The organism is Brevibacillus sp. HB1.2, assembly GCF_013332495.1.
Taxonomy (GTDB): domain Bacteria; phylum Bacillota; class Bacilli; order Brevibacillales; family Brevibacillaceae; genus Brevibacillus; species Brevibacillus porteri.
On record NZ_JABMIU010000015.1, the window covers coordinates 1 to 16,771 of the forward strand.

Here is a 16,771-nt window from a genome sequence, read left to right on the forward strand (position 1 = left end):
CTTAGCAACTGATCATGCAGATCCAGTTTTGAATGAATAATGAATGAAGAAGCCATTCCTTTAAGGAATGGCTTTTTTTGTGATAGGTTTGGAAACAAATACGTTCCCCGTATTCACTGGAATATAGACTAAAAGCGTTAGATTCAATGCGATTCATTAAACTAACGGGCTTGTTCCCTGTTCTTGAAATAGGATTTTACAATGGTGATTGTATCTAATTTGGCCGAAGTTCGTTTCTTTTGGATTGCTATCTCGAGCGCTTTATACAGAAGACGTTTACAGATGTTGACAACAACGAAACTAGCGTAATAATATATCCTTACGTAAAAATTTAATTTTACGGAGGTCTGATTGATGGAAATTTCAAAGGGAGTATCAATGCTTCATCTAGATTTTCATGGAAATATCATTCACCCCGTTCTTTTGTGGGATCGAGACATGGCTGTTTTAATAGACACAGGATTCCCAGGGCAAATGGAAGATTTACGCGTGGGGATAGAAAAGGTAGGAGTATCGCTCGACAAGCTAAAAGCTGTGATTTTGACGCATCAAGATGTGGATCATATCGGCAGTCTTCCAGAGATTTTGCAGGAGTGCGGGGATCATGTTCACGTTTACGCACACGAACTGGAGAAACCGTATGTCCAAGGGGAGAAACCGCTTTTAAAAGACGGGCACCTTGAGAATCCTCCAAAAGGCAGAGTGGACTATACCGTGAGTGACGGTCAGGAACTGCCGTTTTGCGGCGGGATTCGTGTCATCCATACTCCTGGACATACTCCCGGTCATATCAGCCTTTATTTAACGAAAAGCAAGACTCTCATTGCCGGGGATTCGATGTACAGTGTGAACGGGATTCTCTCAGGAATTCATGAACCGTCCACACCGGATATGGATGCAGCTCGTCTCTCTATAAAGAAGTATGTAGACCTCGACATTGTCTCTGTGGTTTGTTACCACGGAGGATTCAGTCATGGAAATGTTAAGGGTCAAATAGTAGGACTCAGTCAGGGGTTACGCTAATTTCGTGACAAAACCTCTCTTTTCCCCGTCTTATTGAAAAGCTGGAAAAAGGAAGGAGCTTTATTCGTGAAAAAATGGAATTATATCTTAGCGGGTGTTCTTAGTTCTACACTTATTTTTGGGGGAACGCCTGGCTTTGCAAAAAATAAAACGGAAACCAATCAAGGTACGAATTCAATGTCAACCGACAAGCCTATTGGACACGGCTTACATCTATGGAGCAATCCTGGTTTCCAATATACGCTGGAAGATCGGTCGAACAGCATAAAATTTCCCATTCCTGTCCCAAAAGAATTAGAGGGGAAAAGTAAGGGGCAGGAGCCTATTACTCCTGCACTTCCTTACTTGGACTTTACTAGTGACGATTCTAAATACGAGTTTTATATGTTTCATACTGGAACCGAACGCGAGGTTTTCCTACAACTTCTTCAATATGAAAAAGGGAAGCTTAGCTCTATGGGAGCTATAAAAGTAGCAGAAGATGTTCCAAATCGTATTTATGGCTTCTACAACGATGGGCGTAATTCCATCTATGTCCTTACGTTAAATAAAGAGGGTGAGTTGGATAGCTCGGCCGAGTACGTGTGGGATAATGAGACGAAGATGATCATAAAAGTATCGGAGCTCAAAGCCTCAAAACCTGATTGATGAAAATACTGAAGAATCACAGAAAACGGCAGCCTGTTTAATCGGCTGCCGTAATTTTATAAACAGGCAAATGTACTCACCCGTTAATCCTTTATCATTACCGAAGGAGTAGCCGTTCGTACGAAGATGATCGCATCAAAAGCTTTTGCCGGAACCATCTGCAACGTATACAGCTTCTCCATTTTTCCATACCATCCACTAAAAACATCACCGATTGCACTGATGGGCTGCGCTTTATTTAGATAGGTGTAAAAATCCTGATGATGCTTTGCCTTTGCAAAATCTAGGAATCCATCCGCCATCCCTGTCTGTGCAAACAGAACAGCTAGCCGATCTTTGCCACTATTTTTTACAGTAAACGCTTTGCGCTCATTGGTAGAGGCGTCATTTGCAAGGAAGGTGCTTTCGTAGAATTCACTTCCGATTGCGTAATATCGGTCCCCAAAGGCTTTTGCGAGATGTGCCCCCATGCAGGTTGTCATTCCTACGGAAGTAGAGGTCTTTTCAATGTGTCCATTATGTCCAGCGATGAACATGTTCTTGCGACCGTACTGTTTCTTTTCAAAGGATAAAATCCACATCACTTTGTCCGCCATGTAGCGATCACGGGTGTTGCTGTAGTTCACATTTGTTCCGCGCAGTGTAGCGTTTTGCTTGATGGATTCTGCGAAGGCAGTAGCCAGCTCATATGCTTTCTCAGAGCTTTTCGCGATGTAAACGGATTGGTTTTGTTTCATCTGATCCATCAAGCTTTTTATGTGGGGGATCGCTTCCTGTACGAGGGCGACCTTTTGATTATACACCGTCTTATCATTCAGATTCGTAAGCAGCTTCTCATACTTGGATGCGAGTGTCGGATCGACTTTTTTCAAATAGGAAAATAGCCCGTTTTTGTTATGGTCATAGCGTTGCATGTCAAAGCCGTAAAAATGAATTTGATCTTTGGTATCTCGCTTCTCATTAAAGGCGCGCATCCAAGAGAGAAGGGCGGCCATTTCTTCTGTATGGTAAATCGTAAATCCGATGGCTTTTGCGGCATCCTGAGCAGTTCCGCTGCCGCCTAAAATGTATTCATTGACCTTTTGTCCACCGCCAAAATCACCTTCGATGGCAAATACGCGATATCCTTGCTTTTCTACCAAATGCTTAAAAATATCTAACTTCAGCGTAGTGAATTGCTTGTTGCCATGCGTAGCTTCTCCAAACCCGATGATGGTTTTTGCAGGAAGCTCCATTTTTGAAACAGGGACAAGGTTTGCTTGGAATGACTGTTGCAAGGTGTTGGCTGATGCGGGATGGAACCCTGTCAATACACTCAGGATGATGAACAAGCTGATAGTGAATAGGAGTTTTCTCTTCATGTCACTCTCTCTTTCTTGCGCTGATCTTTTGTTTGTAAGTGGTTTTTCTTACCATTTTCCCTATTATACTCCTTTATGAAGTCGTTTACCTAGATTAAAAAAACACACCTGGTTTTGAGATTCCCGGGTGCATTTTCTCTTTGTTACTTTACATATTTCGCCCGATATTCATCTGCCAGCATGGACATAAGAATAGAGTCGTGATAGGTGTGGTTGTAATAAAGGGCTTGTCGCTGTACGCCTTCACGCTGGAATCCGAGCTTTTCATACGTGTGGATGGCACGTTCGTTAAAGGCGAATACGTTTAGCTCGATGCGATGCAGATTGAGGATGCCAAAACCATAATCGAGCATCAGCAGGAGGGCTTCGCTGCCGTAGCCTTTACCTTGATGGGCATTTTGGTCAATCGAAATTCGGATAAAGGCGTTGCGATTATTCCGATCGATATCCCCGATCTGGACGTCGCCAATCACCTGATCATTTTCGCACAGGCAGATCAATAAGAGGACACTGGAAGAGTCCTGGCCTTTGTTCTCGATGTACTGGTGGATTTGCTCACGAGTGAAATGCTTTTGTGTACCAGTCAGCATACGCGTTTCCTTGTTGAACAAGGAGCGGAAGTATAATTCGGTATCTTCTGTACCAATCGGTCGTAAAAAGACGCGTTCCCCTTCCAAAAAGCGAACCGCTGCACGTGTATTCTCCTGTGTCATAGACATAGTCTTTGTCCTCCTGTTCGTTCAAAACTTCTTTTTCTTAGGATAACGAGCAAGTGTATACTTGAAAATGTGCAGTTTTGTAAAAATGAAAAGGACAGATGGAGGGGGAAATCGAGATGCTCTTGACCCCAAAATGGCAGGAAAATGACAACGAGCCGCAATACGTACAGCTTTATGCTTATTTGAAAAAGGAAATCGTCGCAGGACGCTTGGCGGTGAGTAGCAAGCTGCCGTCCGTTCGAAAGCTGGCTGACTTGCTAGGCTTAAGCACAACACCCGTGGAGATGGCATACCAGCAGCTGCTGGCGGAAGGTTTTATCCAAAGTAAACCGCGCAGTGGGTATTACGTGGAGAAATTACCAGATCCTGAAGTGAAACCGGGTGCTGGTGCGAGCGCACAAACTATCCATCGGCCCATGGTGCGTGACGAGCGGGAGTACGTCTATGACTTTCATCTCTCCCGCAATGATTTTTCGTTATTTCCAACCATGATTTGGCGCCGTCTGTACAATGAGACGCTTCACATAGAGCAGCAGGAGAATCTTTTTTATGGAGATCCGCAAGGGGAGGCTGGACTCAGGAAGCAAATCGCTGACTACTTGCACAGGTACCGGGGTGTCGCTTGTTCGCCAAATCAAGTGGTGATTGGGGCGGGCCAGTTTGGCTTGCTGTCCTTGATCTGTTTGATGGTAAAGCCACAGTTCCAACGCATCGGCGTAGAAAATCCGGGGTATTTGCTGTTTGCCAATACGTTTCGCCAGCATGGATACGACGTGGCGCCGATCTCACTGACAGAGGACGGAATTAGCGTCAGTGAGCTATATGAGTCAGGGGTTGGACTGGCTGCCGTTTCTTCGGCTCATCAATACCCACGTGGGATGATCATGCCCATATCCAAGCGGCTGCAATTGCTCGAATGGTCCAAGAATGTGGGAGGATACATCATCGAAGACGATTACGACGGAGAGTTTCGTTACCATGGCAGACCGATTCCGTCCATGCAGGGTTTGCTCCCGGATGCGAATGTGATCTATATGGGGAGCTTTGCGCAGGTGTTGGCGCCAGCAATCGGCATATGGTACATGGTCTTGCCAGAATCTCTGCTGGATACGTACCACAACCTGCTGCGCGAGACACTTCTGGAACCATCTTCATCCCGACTGCATCAGCGGACGATGGAAGCCTTTATGGAAAAAGGATACTTCGAAAAGCATGTCCGCAAAATGCGCAAGCTGTACCGCAAAAAGCATGATGCGCTGCTGCTGGCTGTGCAAAAGCATTTTGGCGATAGAGCGACAGTCATTGGAGCCGATGCGGGGTTTCACGTCCTACTGCGGGTAAACAGCGAGCGAAGCGAGGAGGAGTTGAAAAAGCTGGCGATTCAGGCAGGCGTGAGAGCCTCGGCTGCATCGTTTACATGGCTGGTGCCACCTAATCCCTTGCCAAAAGAGTTTTTCCTCGGCTTCGCGGGTATTCCATTGGAAAAAATCGAACCCGGTATCGAAGCGTTGAGCCAAGCGTGGTTTGGCGATTGTTGACAATGCATGAGTACGCCGTTATGCTAAGAGTACCTTTTGGAAAATATGAAAAACAAAATATTTTCCTTGTTTTCGAAAGGAGGGCAAGAACATGCAGGAGCGAATCCTACAATGCGCCTATCATGAGATTGAGACCAAGGGCGTCCGTTTTACCATGTCCGATTTAGCTCGGCGCGCAGGCGTTAGTACCAAGACGTTGTATGCGAGCTTTCCTTCGAAAGAAGCCTTGATCACCAAAGTCATTGAAGAAAACATCGAGGATTTGCGTAAAGCGGAGGATCAGATTTTACATGATCTTGACCTCGATTTGGTAGAGAAGATGCGACAACTCCTGGCACTGGTTCCGAACAACTTCTCACGAACGGACCTGCGCGTGTGGTACGAGCTGAAGCGCTACTATCCCGAGCAATGGAAGCTGATCGACGAGTTCAATCAACAGGAGTGGGAGCATGTTCGGATCATTCTGGAGCAAGGGGTTGAGAAGGGCGTGTTTCGTCGTATCCAGCTTCCGATCCTGATTCAGATGTATACCGGGACGCTCAACCAGCTGATTGATCAGCAGTTGGCGAACCAGCATCAAGTGACGATTGGCGATGCGCTGGATGCAGTCATCGATATTTTACTAGGTGGCATCGTAGATTCTTCGTCTTCAAACAAGTAAGTAGGAGGAACATAATGAGTTGGGTCTATCTATTAATGGCCATTTTGCTAGAGGTGGCTGGAACAACATCGATGAAGCTGTCTGACGGGCTGAGCAAGCCTGTCCCTAGTGTGATGATGTTTATCTTTTATATTTTGTGCTTCTCGTCGCTGAGCCTGGCGCTCAAGGAAATGGAGGTCGGGACCGCCTATGCCATCTGGTCGGGTCTCGGCACCGCGATCATCGCGGTCATTGGTGTGGTGGTCTTCAAGGACGCCTTCACTGTCAAAAAATTGATTGCTGTCGGACTGATCATTGTGGGCTGTGTGCTGTTGAATCTGGGAGACACCTCCCACGCGCAATCTTCTAAAGAGACAGGAGTAGCTGAGGCGAAATGAGTGAGAACAATGCAAGAGCAATGCTAGTGTTCTTCTGGGTCACCGATGTTGCTTTTGTCGTATACTGGCTTGTTACATTTTTGGAGCTTCTCCCTGTGGAATATCTGTATCAGGATTACTACAACCCCAATTTGCTTGCATGGAACTTGTCCTTTTTTCCATTGGATATTTTCATTTCCATCACGGGCTTTGCCAGTCTGTACGCCTATCGCAGAGGACGGCACATCTGGAAGCCGCTTGCCATGTTGTCGCTCGTTTTGACATCCTGCTCGGGTTTGCAGGCGATCGCTTTTTGGGCGTTCAAGGCAGATTACGATTGGTCCTGGTGGATTCCGAACCTGTACCTGCTGATATATCCGTTATTCTTTTTGCCGGGCTTGATGCGAGAATTGGCAAAAGTGAAGGAAAGGGATTCTTGACAAATTTTGAGCGGTGGCTATATAGTAGGTCTTAAGTTAATAGTGCTGTGGAGATTGGGAGATCAGCTAATATTTGCAAAATGAGGGCATTGGCTCTTGTTTAGCGAGTATTAGCTTTTTTATTTTCTCTCCAGATAAACCACAAAGGAGTTAGCGTATTGTAAGCGCTTAACAGGAGTAGGTTTACGTTTTTTCCAAAAAGGGGGAGGATGGGGCATGTCTATTTATGTAGGGGAATTGATCGGGACGATGATCTTGATCATTTTGGGGGCAGGTGTTTGCGCCGGACAAAACTTGAAAAAGGCGTACTCCCAAAACGGCGGTTGGATTGTCATTACGCTGGGGTGGGGTCTGGCAGTTGCGTGCGGAGCGTATGCAGTTGGAAGCATTAGCGGAGCGCATTTGAATCCGGCACTTACGATTGCACTGGCAAGCATCGGTCAATTTCCGTGGGAGCATGTTCCGGGCTACATAGCGGCTCAACTGATAGGGGCGTTTATGGGAGCGACGTTCGTCTGGATCTTTTATTACCCGCATTGGCGTGAGACGAATGATGCAGGAGCCAAATTGGGGGTATTTGCAACAGGTCCTGCGATTCCCAATACAGTCGCGAATCTGTTCAGTGAAATTTTAGGTACGTTTTTCTTGGTGCTCGGTCTACTGGCGATCGGAGCGAATAAATTTGCAGAAGGACTGAATCCGTTTATCGTCGGCTTCCTGATTGTCGCAATTGGTTTGTCTCTTGGTGGTACTACTGGTTATGCGATCAATCCGGCCCGTGACCTGGGACCTCGTCTCGCTCATGCTCTCTTGCCCATCCACGGCAAAGGAAAGTCCAACTGGCGCTATGCATGGATTCCTGTTGTTGGACCTATCATTGGAGCAGTAAGTGGAGCGTTTTTTTACAAATGGACGTTTACAGATCATTCGCTGACAGGTGTAATAGCATTAGCGGCTTTCATGGTGATTGCCATCGTGGTCGGAATGACAACCAAAAAATCAATCGGCAGCAAGGAGCGACTCGCATCCGAGAGTGCGCGTTCTTAGACATAAAGGTAAGAATGAAGGCGATTTCATATGAGTGAAGGAGGAACAGTTGTCATGGACAATAAATATATGCTTTCCCTCGATCAGGGAACCACGAGCTCTCGCGCTATTTTATTCGATAAATCAGGTGCCATTATCGGTGTGGCCCAGAAGGAATTTACGCAAATCTATCCGAAGCCGGGTTGGGTGGAGCACAATGCTGAGGAAATCTGGGAATCGCAGCTGGAGGTTTTGAAAGCGGTTTTACTGGAGAATCATGTGAAGCCGGAAGAAATTGCAGGAATCGGGATTACCAATCAGCGGGAAACAACCGTGGTATGGGATAAGCACACGGGTAAGCCGATTCACAATGCGATTGTATGGCAAAGCAGACAGTCCATCGATATTTGCAACCAGTTGAAAGAGCAAGGCTATGAGCATATCGTTCGTGAAAAGACAGGATTGTTGATTGACGCCTACTTCTCCGGGACAAAGGTAAAATGGCTGCTCGATCATGTCGAGGGAGCACGGGAGCGAGCCGAGAAAGGCGACCTCTTGTTTGGAACCATCGATACGTGGCTGATTTGGAAGCTGACCAATGGCCTTGTGCATGTGACCGACTATTCCAATGCTTCGCGCACGTTGATGTTTAATATTCATTCCCTGGAGTGGGACGATGAGCTGTTGAACATGCTTCAAATCCCGAAAGCCATGCTGCCAGCTGTCCGTCCTTCCAGCGAATTGTACGGCTACACAGACGAGAAGCTCTTCGAATTCCAGATTCCGATTGCCGGGATTGCCGGAGACCAGCAAGCCGCTTTGTTTGGGCAGGCGTGCTTTGCGGAAGGGCAGGCCAAAAACACATACGGAACAGGTTGCTTCATGCTGATGAATACCGGAGAAAAGGCAGTTGCATCCAAGAACGGGTTGTTGACGACCATTGCCTGGGGAGTGGATGGCAAGGTAGAATACGCCCTGGAAGGTAGTATTTTTGTAGCTGGTGCGGCGATTCAATGGCTGCGTGACGGACTCAAGCTGATTGAAAAATCATCGGATTCGGAAAAACACGCACTGGCTGTTGACAGCACAGATGGTGTTTATATGGTTCCAGCCTTTGTTGGATTGGGAGCACCGTATTGGGATATGGAAGCAAGAGGCGCGATCTTCGGCTTGACTCGCGGAACGACGGAAGATCATTTGATTCGGGCAGCGCTGGAGTCACTGGCTTATCAGACACGGGATGTGCTTGAAGCGATGGAGGCTGATTCTGGCATCCGGCTGCAAAAGCTGGCGGTAGACGGTGGAGCCGTGGCGAATAACTTTTTGATGCAGTTCCAGTCTGACATCCTGAATACAGAGGTTGAGCGTCCGCGTGTCAATGAAACGACCGCGCTGGGAGCAGCTTACCTGGCAGGGCTTGCCGTCGGGTATTGGGGCAGCAAGGAAGATATTGTGAATAACAAAGTGGTGGAGCGCTCCTTCTCACCGGATATGGCGGAGGAACTGCGCCAGGAGCTGTACGCAGGTTGGAAGCAAGCTGTTACAGCAACGATGGGTTACAAGATTAGGCATTGATTTTTGTGTAAAAGAGGTCTAAAGTTAAAGATAAGTTAATCATGCTGTGGAGACTACGGAGACAGCCAGTATCAGAAGAGCAATGACATTGCATTGCTTCTTTTGGATATTGGCTGTCTTTTTCTTTTAGAGAGGATGAGAAGAACGATGAACGATCAACATGCATTATCATCAAGTCAACGCCAGGCTTGTCTGGATAAAATGGCAACGAAACAACTCGATCTTTTGGTTATTGGCGGTGGGGTGACGGGAGCAGGTATTGCCCTCGACGCAGCCGCGAGAGGTCTGAGTGTCGGACTCGTGGAAAAACAGGACTTCGCTGCGGGAACCAGTAGTCGCTCTACCAAGCTCGTTCATGGAGGATTGCGCTATTTGAAGCAGGGCGATGTGCAGTTGGTGCGGGAAGTAGGCCGGGAGCGAGCTATTTTGTATCGCAATGCGCCACATATCGTCATCCCGGAAAAAATGATTTTGCCCATCGTGAAAAATGGTACCTATGGCAAGCTGGCAACCTCTATTGGTTTGTATGTTTACGATGTGTTGGCTGGAGTCGAAAGAAAAGAACGACGCATCATGCTGAACAAAGAGAGAACTGTGGAGGCAGAACCGCTTTTGCGCCGCGATATTCTCAAGGGCGGCGGGCTTTATTTCGAGTATCGGACAGATGATGCTAGACTTACGGTTGAGGTCATGAAAACAGCAAGCTCGCACGGAGCGCTTTGCGTGAACTATACCGAAGCCACTGGCTTTATTTATGAAAACGGCAAAGTCATCGGGATTAGCGCGAAGGATTTGCTTACGGGCACAGAGTACTCCCTCCATGCCAAAAAAATCGTCAACGCAGCAGGTCCTTGGGTGGATCAGCTTCGAGAAAAGGACCACTCCCTGTATGGCAAGCGCCTCCACCTGACAAAAGGTGTCCACCTGGTCGTGCCATATAACAGACTGCCGTTGAAGCAGGCCGTTTATTTCGATGTATCCGATGGGCGCATGCTGTTTGCCATTCCGCGCAATAACAGTACGTATATCGGTACCACTGACACGAATTACAAAGGTGTGCTGGAGCGGCCAACAGTGACGAGAGAAGACATGGAGTATGTATTGAATGCCGCGAACGAGATGTTCCCTTCTGTGAAGCTGACGGAACAGGATGTCAGCTCCAGCTGGGCAGGACTCAGACCACTGATCCATGAAGATGGCAAGTCCCCATCCGAATTGTCACGCAAGGACGAGATTTTTTATTCCAAAAGCGGGCTGATTACGATCGCAGGTGGAAAATTGACGGGCTTCCGCAAAATGGCCGAGCGCATTGTGGATGTGGTGGCCAAGCAGTTGACCGAAGAAGAGGGCAGAGCATTTGAAGCTTGTCGGACAGACAAAATCGTCCTCGCTGGCGGAAAATTTGACTCCGCAGCCAAGATTCCTGTATTTGTGAAAGCACAGGCAGAGCGACTTCGCCAATGGGGAATCACCGAGGAACAAATCCGCGTTCTGGTCGGAAAATATGGAAGCAACAGTGAGCAAATCGTAACAATGTGCCTGGAGTTTTTGACACAAAATGCTCAAAATGTGTCTCCAATCGAAGCACTGCTGAAAGCAGAACTGCGCTACGCTGTAAAGGAAGAAATGGTCATGACCATGAGTGATTTTCTGATTCGTCGTAGTGGCAGACTATTCTTCGAGAGGGATACACTGGAGCCTGTGTATCGAATGGTGGGAGAAGAGCTCGCTCATGAGCTGCAATGGTCGGATGAGAGGAAAGAACATGAAATAAAAGCGTTTGAAGAGGAATATCATCTTGCGAAAACATTTCAATAGGGGTGATTCGTGATTGGCAAACCTGATCAATCAAAAAATACTTCCTGCCGCCCGGACATTAAAAGAATTTGATGAACTCATGGAAAGCTGCTACGAGCGCATTATTTTGCTGAATGCTCATGTTGCGCAAGTAAAGCCACTGGGAAAACGGGCCAGAGCATTCGGGAAAAAACTGCTGATCCATGCTGATCTCATAGACGGGTTGAAGTCTGATGAATATGCGATGGAGTTTCTTGCGCAAGAAGCCCAGCCCGAAGGAATCATCACCACACGGAACAGTGCCGTTCTTGCCGCCAAGAAAAAAGGGCTCATTTCCATCCAACGACTGTTTCTCATTGATACGATGGCATTAGACAGCAGCCTTACCCAGCTTGCGAGAACCAAACCGGATTACGTCGAGGTTTTGCCAGGAATCATTCCCCACCTGATCGAAGAAATCACTGTACGAACCAGCATTCCGGTTATCGCTGGAGGATTTATTCGTACAAAGGAAGATGTGGATCGCGCTATTCTTGCCGGTGCGACATCTGTAACCACTTCTCGCAGAGAGCTGTGGACGAAATCATAAGGACATATTAGGGTAGTCAAAAGCCGGTCATTCCTGTTCGTAGGAATACCGGTTTTTTTGATAGGTAGATACCCTTTTATTTATAGGGATGTCAGTAGTCTATGCGGATGAACGCCACCGTGCATATACACATATAGTCAGCAAAAATAAGAGGAAAGAAGGCGGTTGCGTGAATTATCAAAGCTCTCAATGGCAATCATCGTATTCTTCGCGGGAAGGACATTCTTCTTATTACCCTTGGCAAAGAGATCGAGAACGGCCACCAGGATGGGATCGTGGAAGAGAGTGGCAGCGACCTTTCCGGAGTTGGGAGTTTGACCACAGACGGAGATGCCCGGACCACTGTCGTTGGTGCCCTCCTGGCTGCTGCGGACGCTTTCGCTAACAGATAAGTAGTAGAACGAGAGCCAAATCTTGAGAGGTATTCGAGATTTGGCTCTTTCTTTGGGTAATAGAAAAGGAAGGCGACACTCGCCACGCACGACCAAGCGATTGTAGACGAGCTAGCCCGTCGAGACTATTTGCATCGACCGAATGTAGAAGTCGAGCTGTTATACGGGGGGCGTCCAGAGCTGGCTCATGCCTTGCGAGAAAAAGGGGTTCCGGTGCGCTTGTACCTCACATATGGGACAGAGTGGTACTTGTACTTGTGTCATCGACTGGCGGAGAACCTCAGGATGTAGGGTATGGCATGTCATAGAAGGATTACGAAAAACGTCAGAGCACAATCCTGACGTTTTTTCTTTTTTTCACGTTTGCACTTTGTGACCAAACGACTTCATTTTGAAAAAAATGTAGCTATTTGTCTGGAAATAACGTCAATAACTGTATGAGAAGAAAAGATAGGAAGAAAAAGAATGGTCCGTGGAGGTTTTGAACGAATGAAAACGGCGCAGTGTAAGCGATGGCTCCTGGCCTTCTGTGCGTTCCTCCTGTTGGTAGCGGGTGTTCCTTTCGGATTAACGGGGACAGCCTTGGCAGAAGGAAACATTCAGTTGGGAGTAACAGTCGGAATTGAAGGAAAGTACAGGGATACGGGGATGGTACCCGTTGTGGTAACGGTGAGAAATGGAGGGGCGGATATTGAAGGGGAACTGTTTGTCGCCACTGGGGAACAGGGAGACAGACGCTTCGCAGTTGCCAATTATCAGCCGGTTTCGATTGCAGGCGGAGTGACCAAGCAGGTAACGATTCTCGTTCCTGGATCAGAGCTGCATGGCAATTCTTTTGTGGCCTTGATGCAAAATGATAAGATCATCACGCAAACTCCGGTAACAGGCGTTTCATACAGCGAGGATACGTTGATGATCGGCGTGTTGGCAGAAAATCCCGACACAGCTAACTTCCTTGGTGTACTGCCGAAAGGCTCTATTCATAACCCTGTCCAGCTCTTGACGATGAAGGCAGACAATATGCCTGTGACAGGTACTCAACTCCAAATGATCAATATGCTCGTTATCAATAATTTTGCTTTGGATTCATTGAATGAACAGCAGATCAAGGCGATTCGGGATTGGACGAATTCTGGCGGGATGCTGATTTTAGCCGGAGGAGCACAGTACAAGAAAGCCGGAGGCATTTTGGCTGACTTGTCGCCCGTAGAAGTGACTGGAGTGACGAGTGTACAGACACTCTCTAGTTTAAAAGTGGATAAGACCAATCCGATTGCACTGACATCACCCTTTACTGTAAGCAATGGGACATTGAAGGCAGGGAAGGTTCTGTACAGCGAAGGCAATATTCCTCTGATGGCTGTCCATAACGTGGGAGCCGGAAAAGTAATGTACGTCGCCTATGATTTGGCGGCGGAACCAGTAGCCAGCTGGGCAGGAAACAGTCGCTTTTGGGCAGATACATTAGTAAAGGCTTTTGGTTCTTCCATGAACGCTTCAAATAGGAGCATGATCGACAACGTATGGCCGCTTCGGGATGCTGCTGATCGAGTCCCATCCTTGAAAATTCCGGAGGTTGGCTGGTTCGCCGTGTTTTTTGGAATTTATGCACTGGTTGTAGGGCCAGTTCTTTTCTATATTTTGCGGAGACGCCGCAAGCAAAGCTACATGTGGGTAATCGTCCCTGCCCTTTCGGTGTTGGTGGGAATCGGAATCTTCTCGATTGGTGCCATCCAGCGGGGGGTGGGTGTAAAGCTGCATCAGGTAGGTTATATTGAGCTGCAAAACAACGGACAGGCGAATGCGATGAGTGTAACCGCATTATTCGTACCGAGTAATGACGACTATCGTTTGACGATAAAGGGAGAGGGTATAACCCAACCCGTCACTGAAAGAGATTATATCGATCAAATTCCGAAAACGTGGATTTCCATACAGCCAGATCAGACTCATATTGATTTTCGAGATGTAGAATTTTGGTCGATGCGCAAGGTTGCAACGGAGCAAACCTTATCGGACGTAGGAAAAATAGAATCGAACCTGTCGTATGAGAATGGCGCACTGAAAGGAACTGTGACAAACCATACGAAGTACTCGCTGCGAGATGTGACGATCTCGACAGGTATAACGGTACAAGAGTTTCCGCAGTTGGCGGCTGGCAGCAGTATCGAAGTGAACTTGCCGTTTGCCTCTCAACATCAAGCAAGGCGGAACCAACATCGGATGAATACGGGGAATGCACTGCCGCAGTATATGCAATCGAATGGCTATGACAGACAAACGCGCGAGCAAGTCATCGTGGAAATGCTCGACATGATGGACAGACGTGGTGGTCAGTCTGAAGTGGTAAAACTCGTTGGCTGGACCGATGAGCAAGTTGTTGAGGCTGTCGTACCAAACGAAAATACAGAGAACAGCAGCATTGCGATGGTCACTTCGACACTGCAAGTGAATCCATCCAAGGACGGACACATTTATTATCCGACGGGATCATTTGATGTGACGATGTCGGGTAGCTCTGTTCCGGTAGATGACTATGGAGATGGCTTTAGATTGCCTGCCGGGGATATTACCTTTGACATCAATCTGAATCAGGAAGGGCAGGATCTTCTCATCAGCAATTTGTATCTGTACACCTGGTCAGAGGACAATACGACATTTGAAAAAGAGGTTTACAACTGGAAGACAAAAGCTTTCGAACCATTTGAAAAAGCATTCATGAACAACGTCATGACAAGCGACAAGACCACTACTTATGTTTCGGGCGACGGCATTGTCCGCATCAAATTTGCCCACCAGTTTGAGGATGATCGCCACATTGGGGTTCCAAGTGTCAGTGTGGAAGGGAAGGTGAGCAAGAAATGATCCAGATCCAAAATTTGCGTAAGCGCTACGGCAAAATGGAAGCGTTGAAAGGACTTTCGCTCGAAATTGACAAGGGAACCGTTTTTGGTTTCGTCGGTCCGAACGGGGCAGGAAAATCGACGACGATGTCCATTTTGGCGACTTTATTGGAGCCGACCAGTGGGAAAGCATACGTAGGCGGCTACGAAGTGACCAAGCATCCAAAGGAAGTACGCAAGCTGATTGGCTACATGCCTGACTTTTTTGGTGTCTACGACAATTTGACAGCAGAAGAGTACCTTGATTTTTACGGCGCGAATTACGATATTCCGGCAGCAGAGCGAAAACAAATCATTCCGCAGTTATTAGAGCTGGTGAATCTCACGCACAAGCGGGATGCCTACGTCGACTCGTTGTCGAGGGGGATGAAGCAGCGTCTCGGGCTGGCTCGCTCGCTGGTTCACAATCCGGAAGTGCTCATTTTGGACGAACCAGCTTCTGGGTTGGACCCGCGTGCACGCATTGAGCTGCGGGAGATTTTGAAGGAACTGCGGGACATGGGCAAGACGATTATCATTAGCTCGCACATATTGCCTGAGCTAGCGGAGATGTGCGACGTCATCGGGATTGTGGAGGAAGGCAATCTGGTTGCCTTTGGACGAGTCGATGAGATTTACTCGAAAATGCAAGAACAGCGGGTATTGCGTATCCGTCTATTGGATCGGGTTGATGAAGCAATGACGCGCTTGCGTGAGATGCCCGTCATTACAAGGGTGACACGCGAAGGAAACTGGGTCGTTGCAGGCTTTTCAGGCAATGACGAAGAGCAGGTTGAGCTGCTGCGTGAGCTTGCGGTGTCAGGCTATCCTGTCGCCGCGTTTAATGAGTCAGTTGGTGATTTAGAAGAAATCTTCCTGGAAATTACGAAAGGGGTGGGCTCATGAGCGACTTGAGACGATTTCGCAACCCTGTCTTGTTTAATGAATGGAAAATGCGGATGCGGACCAATCGGTCACCGTGGATCATCCTGCTCTATTTGCTTGTTTTGGGCGCAATGACGCTCACGCTGATTTTCTTTATGACAAACGGTGGCAGCTACTACAATCCGAATGATACACGCGAGCTGTTCATGATGCTGTCTGTGTTTCAACTCGGGATGATCTGTTTCGTCGTGCCAGGACTAACGTCAGGTGTGATTTCCGGTGAGCGCGAACGCCAGACGTTGAGCGTACTGTTGACCACGAATGTCAGTGCCACACGATTGATTTTAGGCAAATGGCTGGCGTCGCTCAGCTTCATGACCTTCTTAGTTATTGCGACTATCCCGCTCTATGCTATCGTCTTTTTGTATGGAGGAATCTCACCTGCACAAGTGATCAAGGTGTTTGGTTTTTACGTCATTACGATGTTTGGCATCGGCAGCATTGGTGTGCTCATGTCCACGCTGATCAAGCGGACAGGTATCGCTACGGTCGTCACTTATGCCGTGGTGTTCGGATATGCGATTGGGTCGAGCATACTGGCGGAAATTATCAAAGAGTTCATTCGGTACCAGCGACGATCGGGTGGCATGTCATCTGCGACTAGGCCGGACTGGCCGGATCTCCTGCATAATTTCAACCCATTGTTTGCGATGTTAAACATTTTTGAAGAAGGGCCGCAGCTCAGGATTGGGAATGTGGACCCGTACGCGGTTTACTGCCTGTTTTTCGGGATCATTACACTGTTCTGCCTTTTACTCGCTATCTATCTCATTCAGCCAGTGAAACCGAGATTTCGCAAAGTAAAAGAGGAGCAATAAG

General features: G+C 47.7%; 15 protein-coding genes and 1 pseudogene. 14 read left to right on the forward strand and 2 right to left on the reverse strand.

The genetic code is table 11. The features are described from left to right. Positions 1-354: 354 nt before the first annotated feature. Complete coding sequence (locus HPY28_RS24940) at positions 355-1,023, forward strand: MBL fold metallo-hydrolase (protein ID WP_174226299.1); 669 nt, start codon at positions 355-357, stop codon at positions 1,021-1,023. 66 nt (positions 1,024-1,089) lie between these two features. After that, positions 1,090-1,671, forward strand: a complete 582-nt coding sequence (locus tag HPY28_RS24945; RefSeq protein WP_173622823.1) for a hypothetical protein — start codon at positions 1,090-1,092, stop codon at positions 1,669-1,671. A gap of 83 nt (positions 1,672-1,754) precedes the next feature. Here HPY28_RS24945 and HPY28_RS24950 read toward each other — a convergent pair whose 3' ends face one another. Next, on the reverse strand, positions 1,755-3,032 hold the full coding sequence (locus tag HPY28_RS24950; protein ID WP_174231648.1) for an erythromycin esterase family protein: 1,278 nt from the start codon (positions 3,030-3,032) through the stop codon (positions 1,755-1,757). 143 nt (positions 3,033-3,175) lie between these two features. After that, positions 3,176-3,751 (reverse strand): GNAT family N-acetyltransferase, encoded by a 576-nt coding sequence (locus HPY28_RS24955; RefSeq protein ID WP_173622825.1) that lies wholly within the window; start codon positions 3,749-3,751, stop codon positions 3,176-3,178. Between the two features lie 116 nt (positions 3,752-3,867). On the opposite strand from HPY28_RS24955, the gene pdxR reads away from it, so the two are divergent. The 12 genes and pseudogenes from pdxR (at position 3,868) to HPY28_RS25010 (ending at position 16,770) form a co-directional block, all read left to right on the forward strand. After that, a complete protein-coding gene (gene pdxR, locus HPY28_RS24960; protein ID WP_174231649.1) occupies positions 3,868-5,289 on the forward strand; it encodes a MocR-like pyridoxine biosynthesis transcription factor PdxR in 1,422 nt (473 codons plus the stop codon). A gap of 91 nt (positions 5,290-5,380) precedes the next feature. Next, positions 5,381-5,950 (forward strand): TetR/AcrR family transcriptional regulator, encoded by a 570-nt coding sequence (locus HPY28_RS24965; RefSeq protein WP_106834671.1) that lies wholly within the window; start codon positions 5,381-5,383, stop codon positions 5,948-5,950. Between the two features lie 14 nt (positions 5,951-5,964). After that, complete coding sequence (locus HPY28_RS24970; protein ID WP_017251610.1) at positions 5,965-6,327, forward strand: DMT family transporter; 363 nt, start codon at positions 5,965-5,967, stop codon at positions 6,325-6,327. After that, on the forward strand, positions 6,324-6,746 hold the full coding sequence (locus HPY28_RS24975; RefSeq protein WP_017251609.1) for a YvaD family protein: 423 nt from the start codon (positions 6,324-6,326) through the stop codon (positions 6,744-6,746). Before HPY28_RS24970 ends, HPY28_RS24975 begins: the two co-directional genes overlap by 4 nt. A gap of 216 nt (positions 6,747-6,962) precedes the next feature. Next, positions 6,963-7,793, forward strand: coding sequence for an MIP/aquaporin family protein (locus HPY28_RS24980; RefSeq protein ID WP_069849084.1), 831 nt, complete (start codon positions 6,963-6,965; stop codon positions 7,791-7,793). A 54-nt stretch (positions 7,794-7,847) separates the two neighbouring features. Beyond that, positions 7,848-9,347, forward strand: coding sequence for a glycerol kinase GlpK (glpK, locus tag HPY28_RS24985; protein ID WP_174226305.1), 1,500 nt, complete (start codon positions 7,848-7,850; stop codon positions 9,345-9,347). A 147-nt stretch (positions 9,348-9,494) separates the two neighbouring features. Continuing rightward, a complete protein-coding gene (locus HPY28_RS24990; protein ID WP_106834669.1) occupies positions 9,495-11,165 on the forward strand; it encodes a glycerol-3-phosphate dehydrogenase/oxidase in 1,671 nt (556 codons plus the stop codon). A gap of 13 nt (positions 11,166-11,178) precedes the next feature. After that, complete coding sequence (locus HPY28_RS24995) at positions 11,179-11,733, forward strand: glycerol-3-phosphate responsive antiterminator (protein WP_017251605.1); 555 nt, start codon at positions 11,179-11,181, stop codon at positions 11,731-11,733. A 479-nt stretch (positions 11,734-12,212) separates the two neighbouring features. Beyond that, positions 12,213-12,416, forward strand: a pseudogene (locus HPY28_RS30985) (proline dehydrogenase family protein); the annotation flags it as partial. A 198-nt stretch (positions 12,417-12,614) separates the two neighbouring features. Continuing rightward, on the forward strand, positions 12,615-14,990 hold the full coding sequence (locus HPY28_RS25000; RefSeq protein WP_254613200.1) for a DUF7408 domain-containing protein: 2,376 nt from the start codon (positions 12,615-12,617) through the stop codon (positions 14,988-14,990). Further along, positions 14,987-15,913, forward strand: a complete 927-nt coding sequence (locus tag HPY28_RS25005) for an ABC transporter ATP-binding protein (protein ID WP_173622831.1) — start codon at positions 14,987-14,989, stop codon at positions 15,911-15,913. The genes HPY28_RS25000 and HPY28_RS25005 overlap by 4 nt, the downstream gene beginning before the upstream one ends. Continuing rightward, complete coding sequence (locus tag HPY28_RS25010) at positions 15,910-16,770, forward strand: ABC transporter permease (protein WP_017251602.1); 861 nt, start codon at positions 15,910-15,912, stop codon at positions 16,768-16,770. Before HPY28_RS25005 ends, HPY28_RS25010 begins: the two co-directional genes overlap by 4 nt. Position 16,771: the final 1 nt, after the last annotated feature.

What these genes read in the sequence shown, in the direction of transcription:
- pdxR (WP_174231649.1), top strand. Translation starts at nt 3,868, where the DNA reads ATGCTCTTGACCCCAAAATGGCAGGAAAATGACAACGAGCCGCAATAC.
- HPY28_RS24965 (WP_106834671.1), top strand. Translation starts at nt 5,381, where the DNA reads ATGCAGGAGCGAATCCTACAATGCGCCTATCATGAGATTGAGACCAAG.
- HPY28_RS24980 (WP_069849084.1), top strand. Translation starts at nt 6,963, where the DNA reads ATGTCTATTTATGTAGGGGAATTGATCGGGACGATGATCTTGATCATT.
- HPY28_RS25010 (WP_017251602.1), top strand. Translation starts at nt 15,910, where the DNA reads ATGAGCGACTTGAGACGATTTCGCAACCCTGTCTTGTTTAATGAATGG.
- HPY28_RS24955 (WP_173622825.1), bottom strand. Translation starts at nt 3,751, where the DNA reads ATGTCTATGACACAGGAGAATACACGTGCAGCGGTTCGCTTTTTGGAA.
- HPY28_RS24975 (WP_017251609.1), top strand. Translation starts at nt 6,324, where the DNA reads ATGAGTGAGAACAATGCAAGAGCAATGCTAGTGTTCTTCTGGGTCACC.
- HPY28_RS24950 (WP_174231648.1), bottom strand. Translation starts at nt 3,032, where the DNA reads ATGAAGAGAAAACTCCTATTCACTATCAGCTTGTTCATCATCCTGAGT.
- HPY28_RS25000 (WP_254613200.1), top strand. Translation starts at nt 12,615, where the DNA reads ATGAAAACGGCGCAGTGTAAGCGATGGCTCCTGGCCTTCTGTGCGTTC.
- HPY28_RS24970 (WP_017251610.1), top strand. Translation starts at nt 5,965, where the DNA reads ATGAGTTGGGTCTATCTATTAATGGCCATTTTGCTAGAGGTGGCTGGA.
- HPY28_RS24990 (WP_106834669.1), top strand. Translation starts at nt 9,495, where the DNA reads ATGAACGATCAACATGCATTATCATCAAGTCAACGCCAGGCTTGTCTG.
- HPY28_RS25005 (WP_173622831.1), top strand. Translation starts at nt 14,987, where the DNA reads ATGATCCAGATCCAAAATTTGCGTAAGCGCTACGGCAAAATGGAAGCG.
- HPY28_RS24940 (WP_174226299.1), top strand. Translation starts at nt 355, where the DNA reads ATGGAAATTTCAAAGGGAGTATCAATGCTTCATCTAGATTTTCATGGA.
- glpK (WP_174226305.1), top strand. Translation starts at nt 7,848, where the DNA reads ATGGACAATAAATATATGCTTTCCCTCGATCAGGGAACCACGAGCTCT.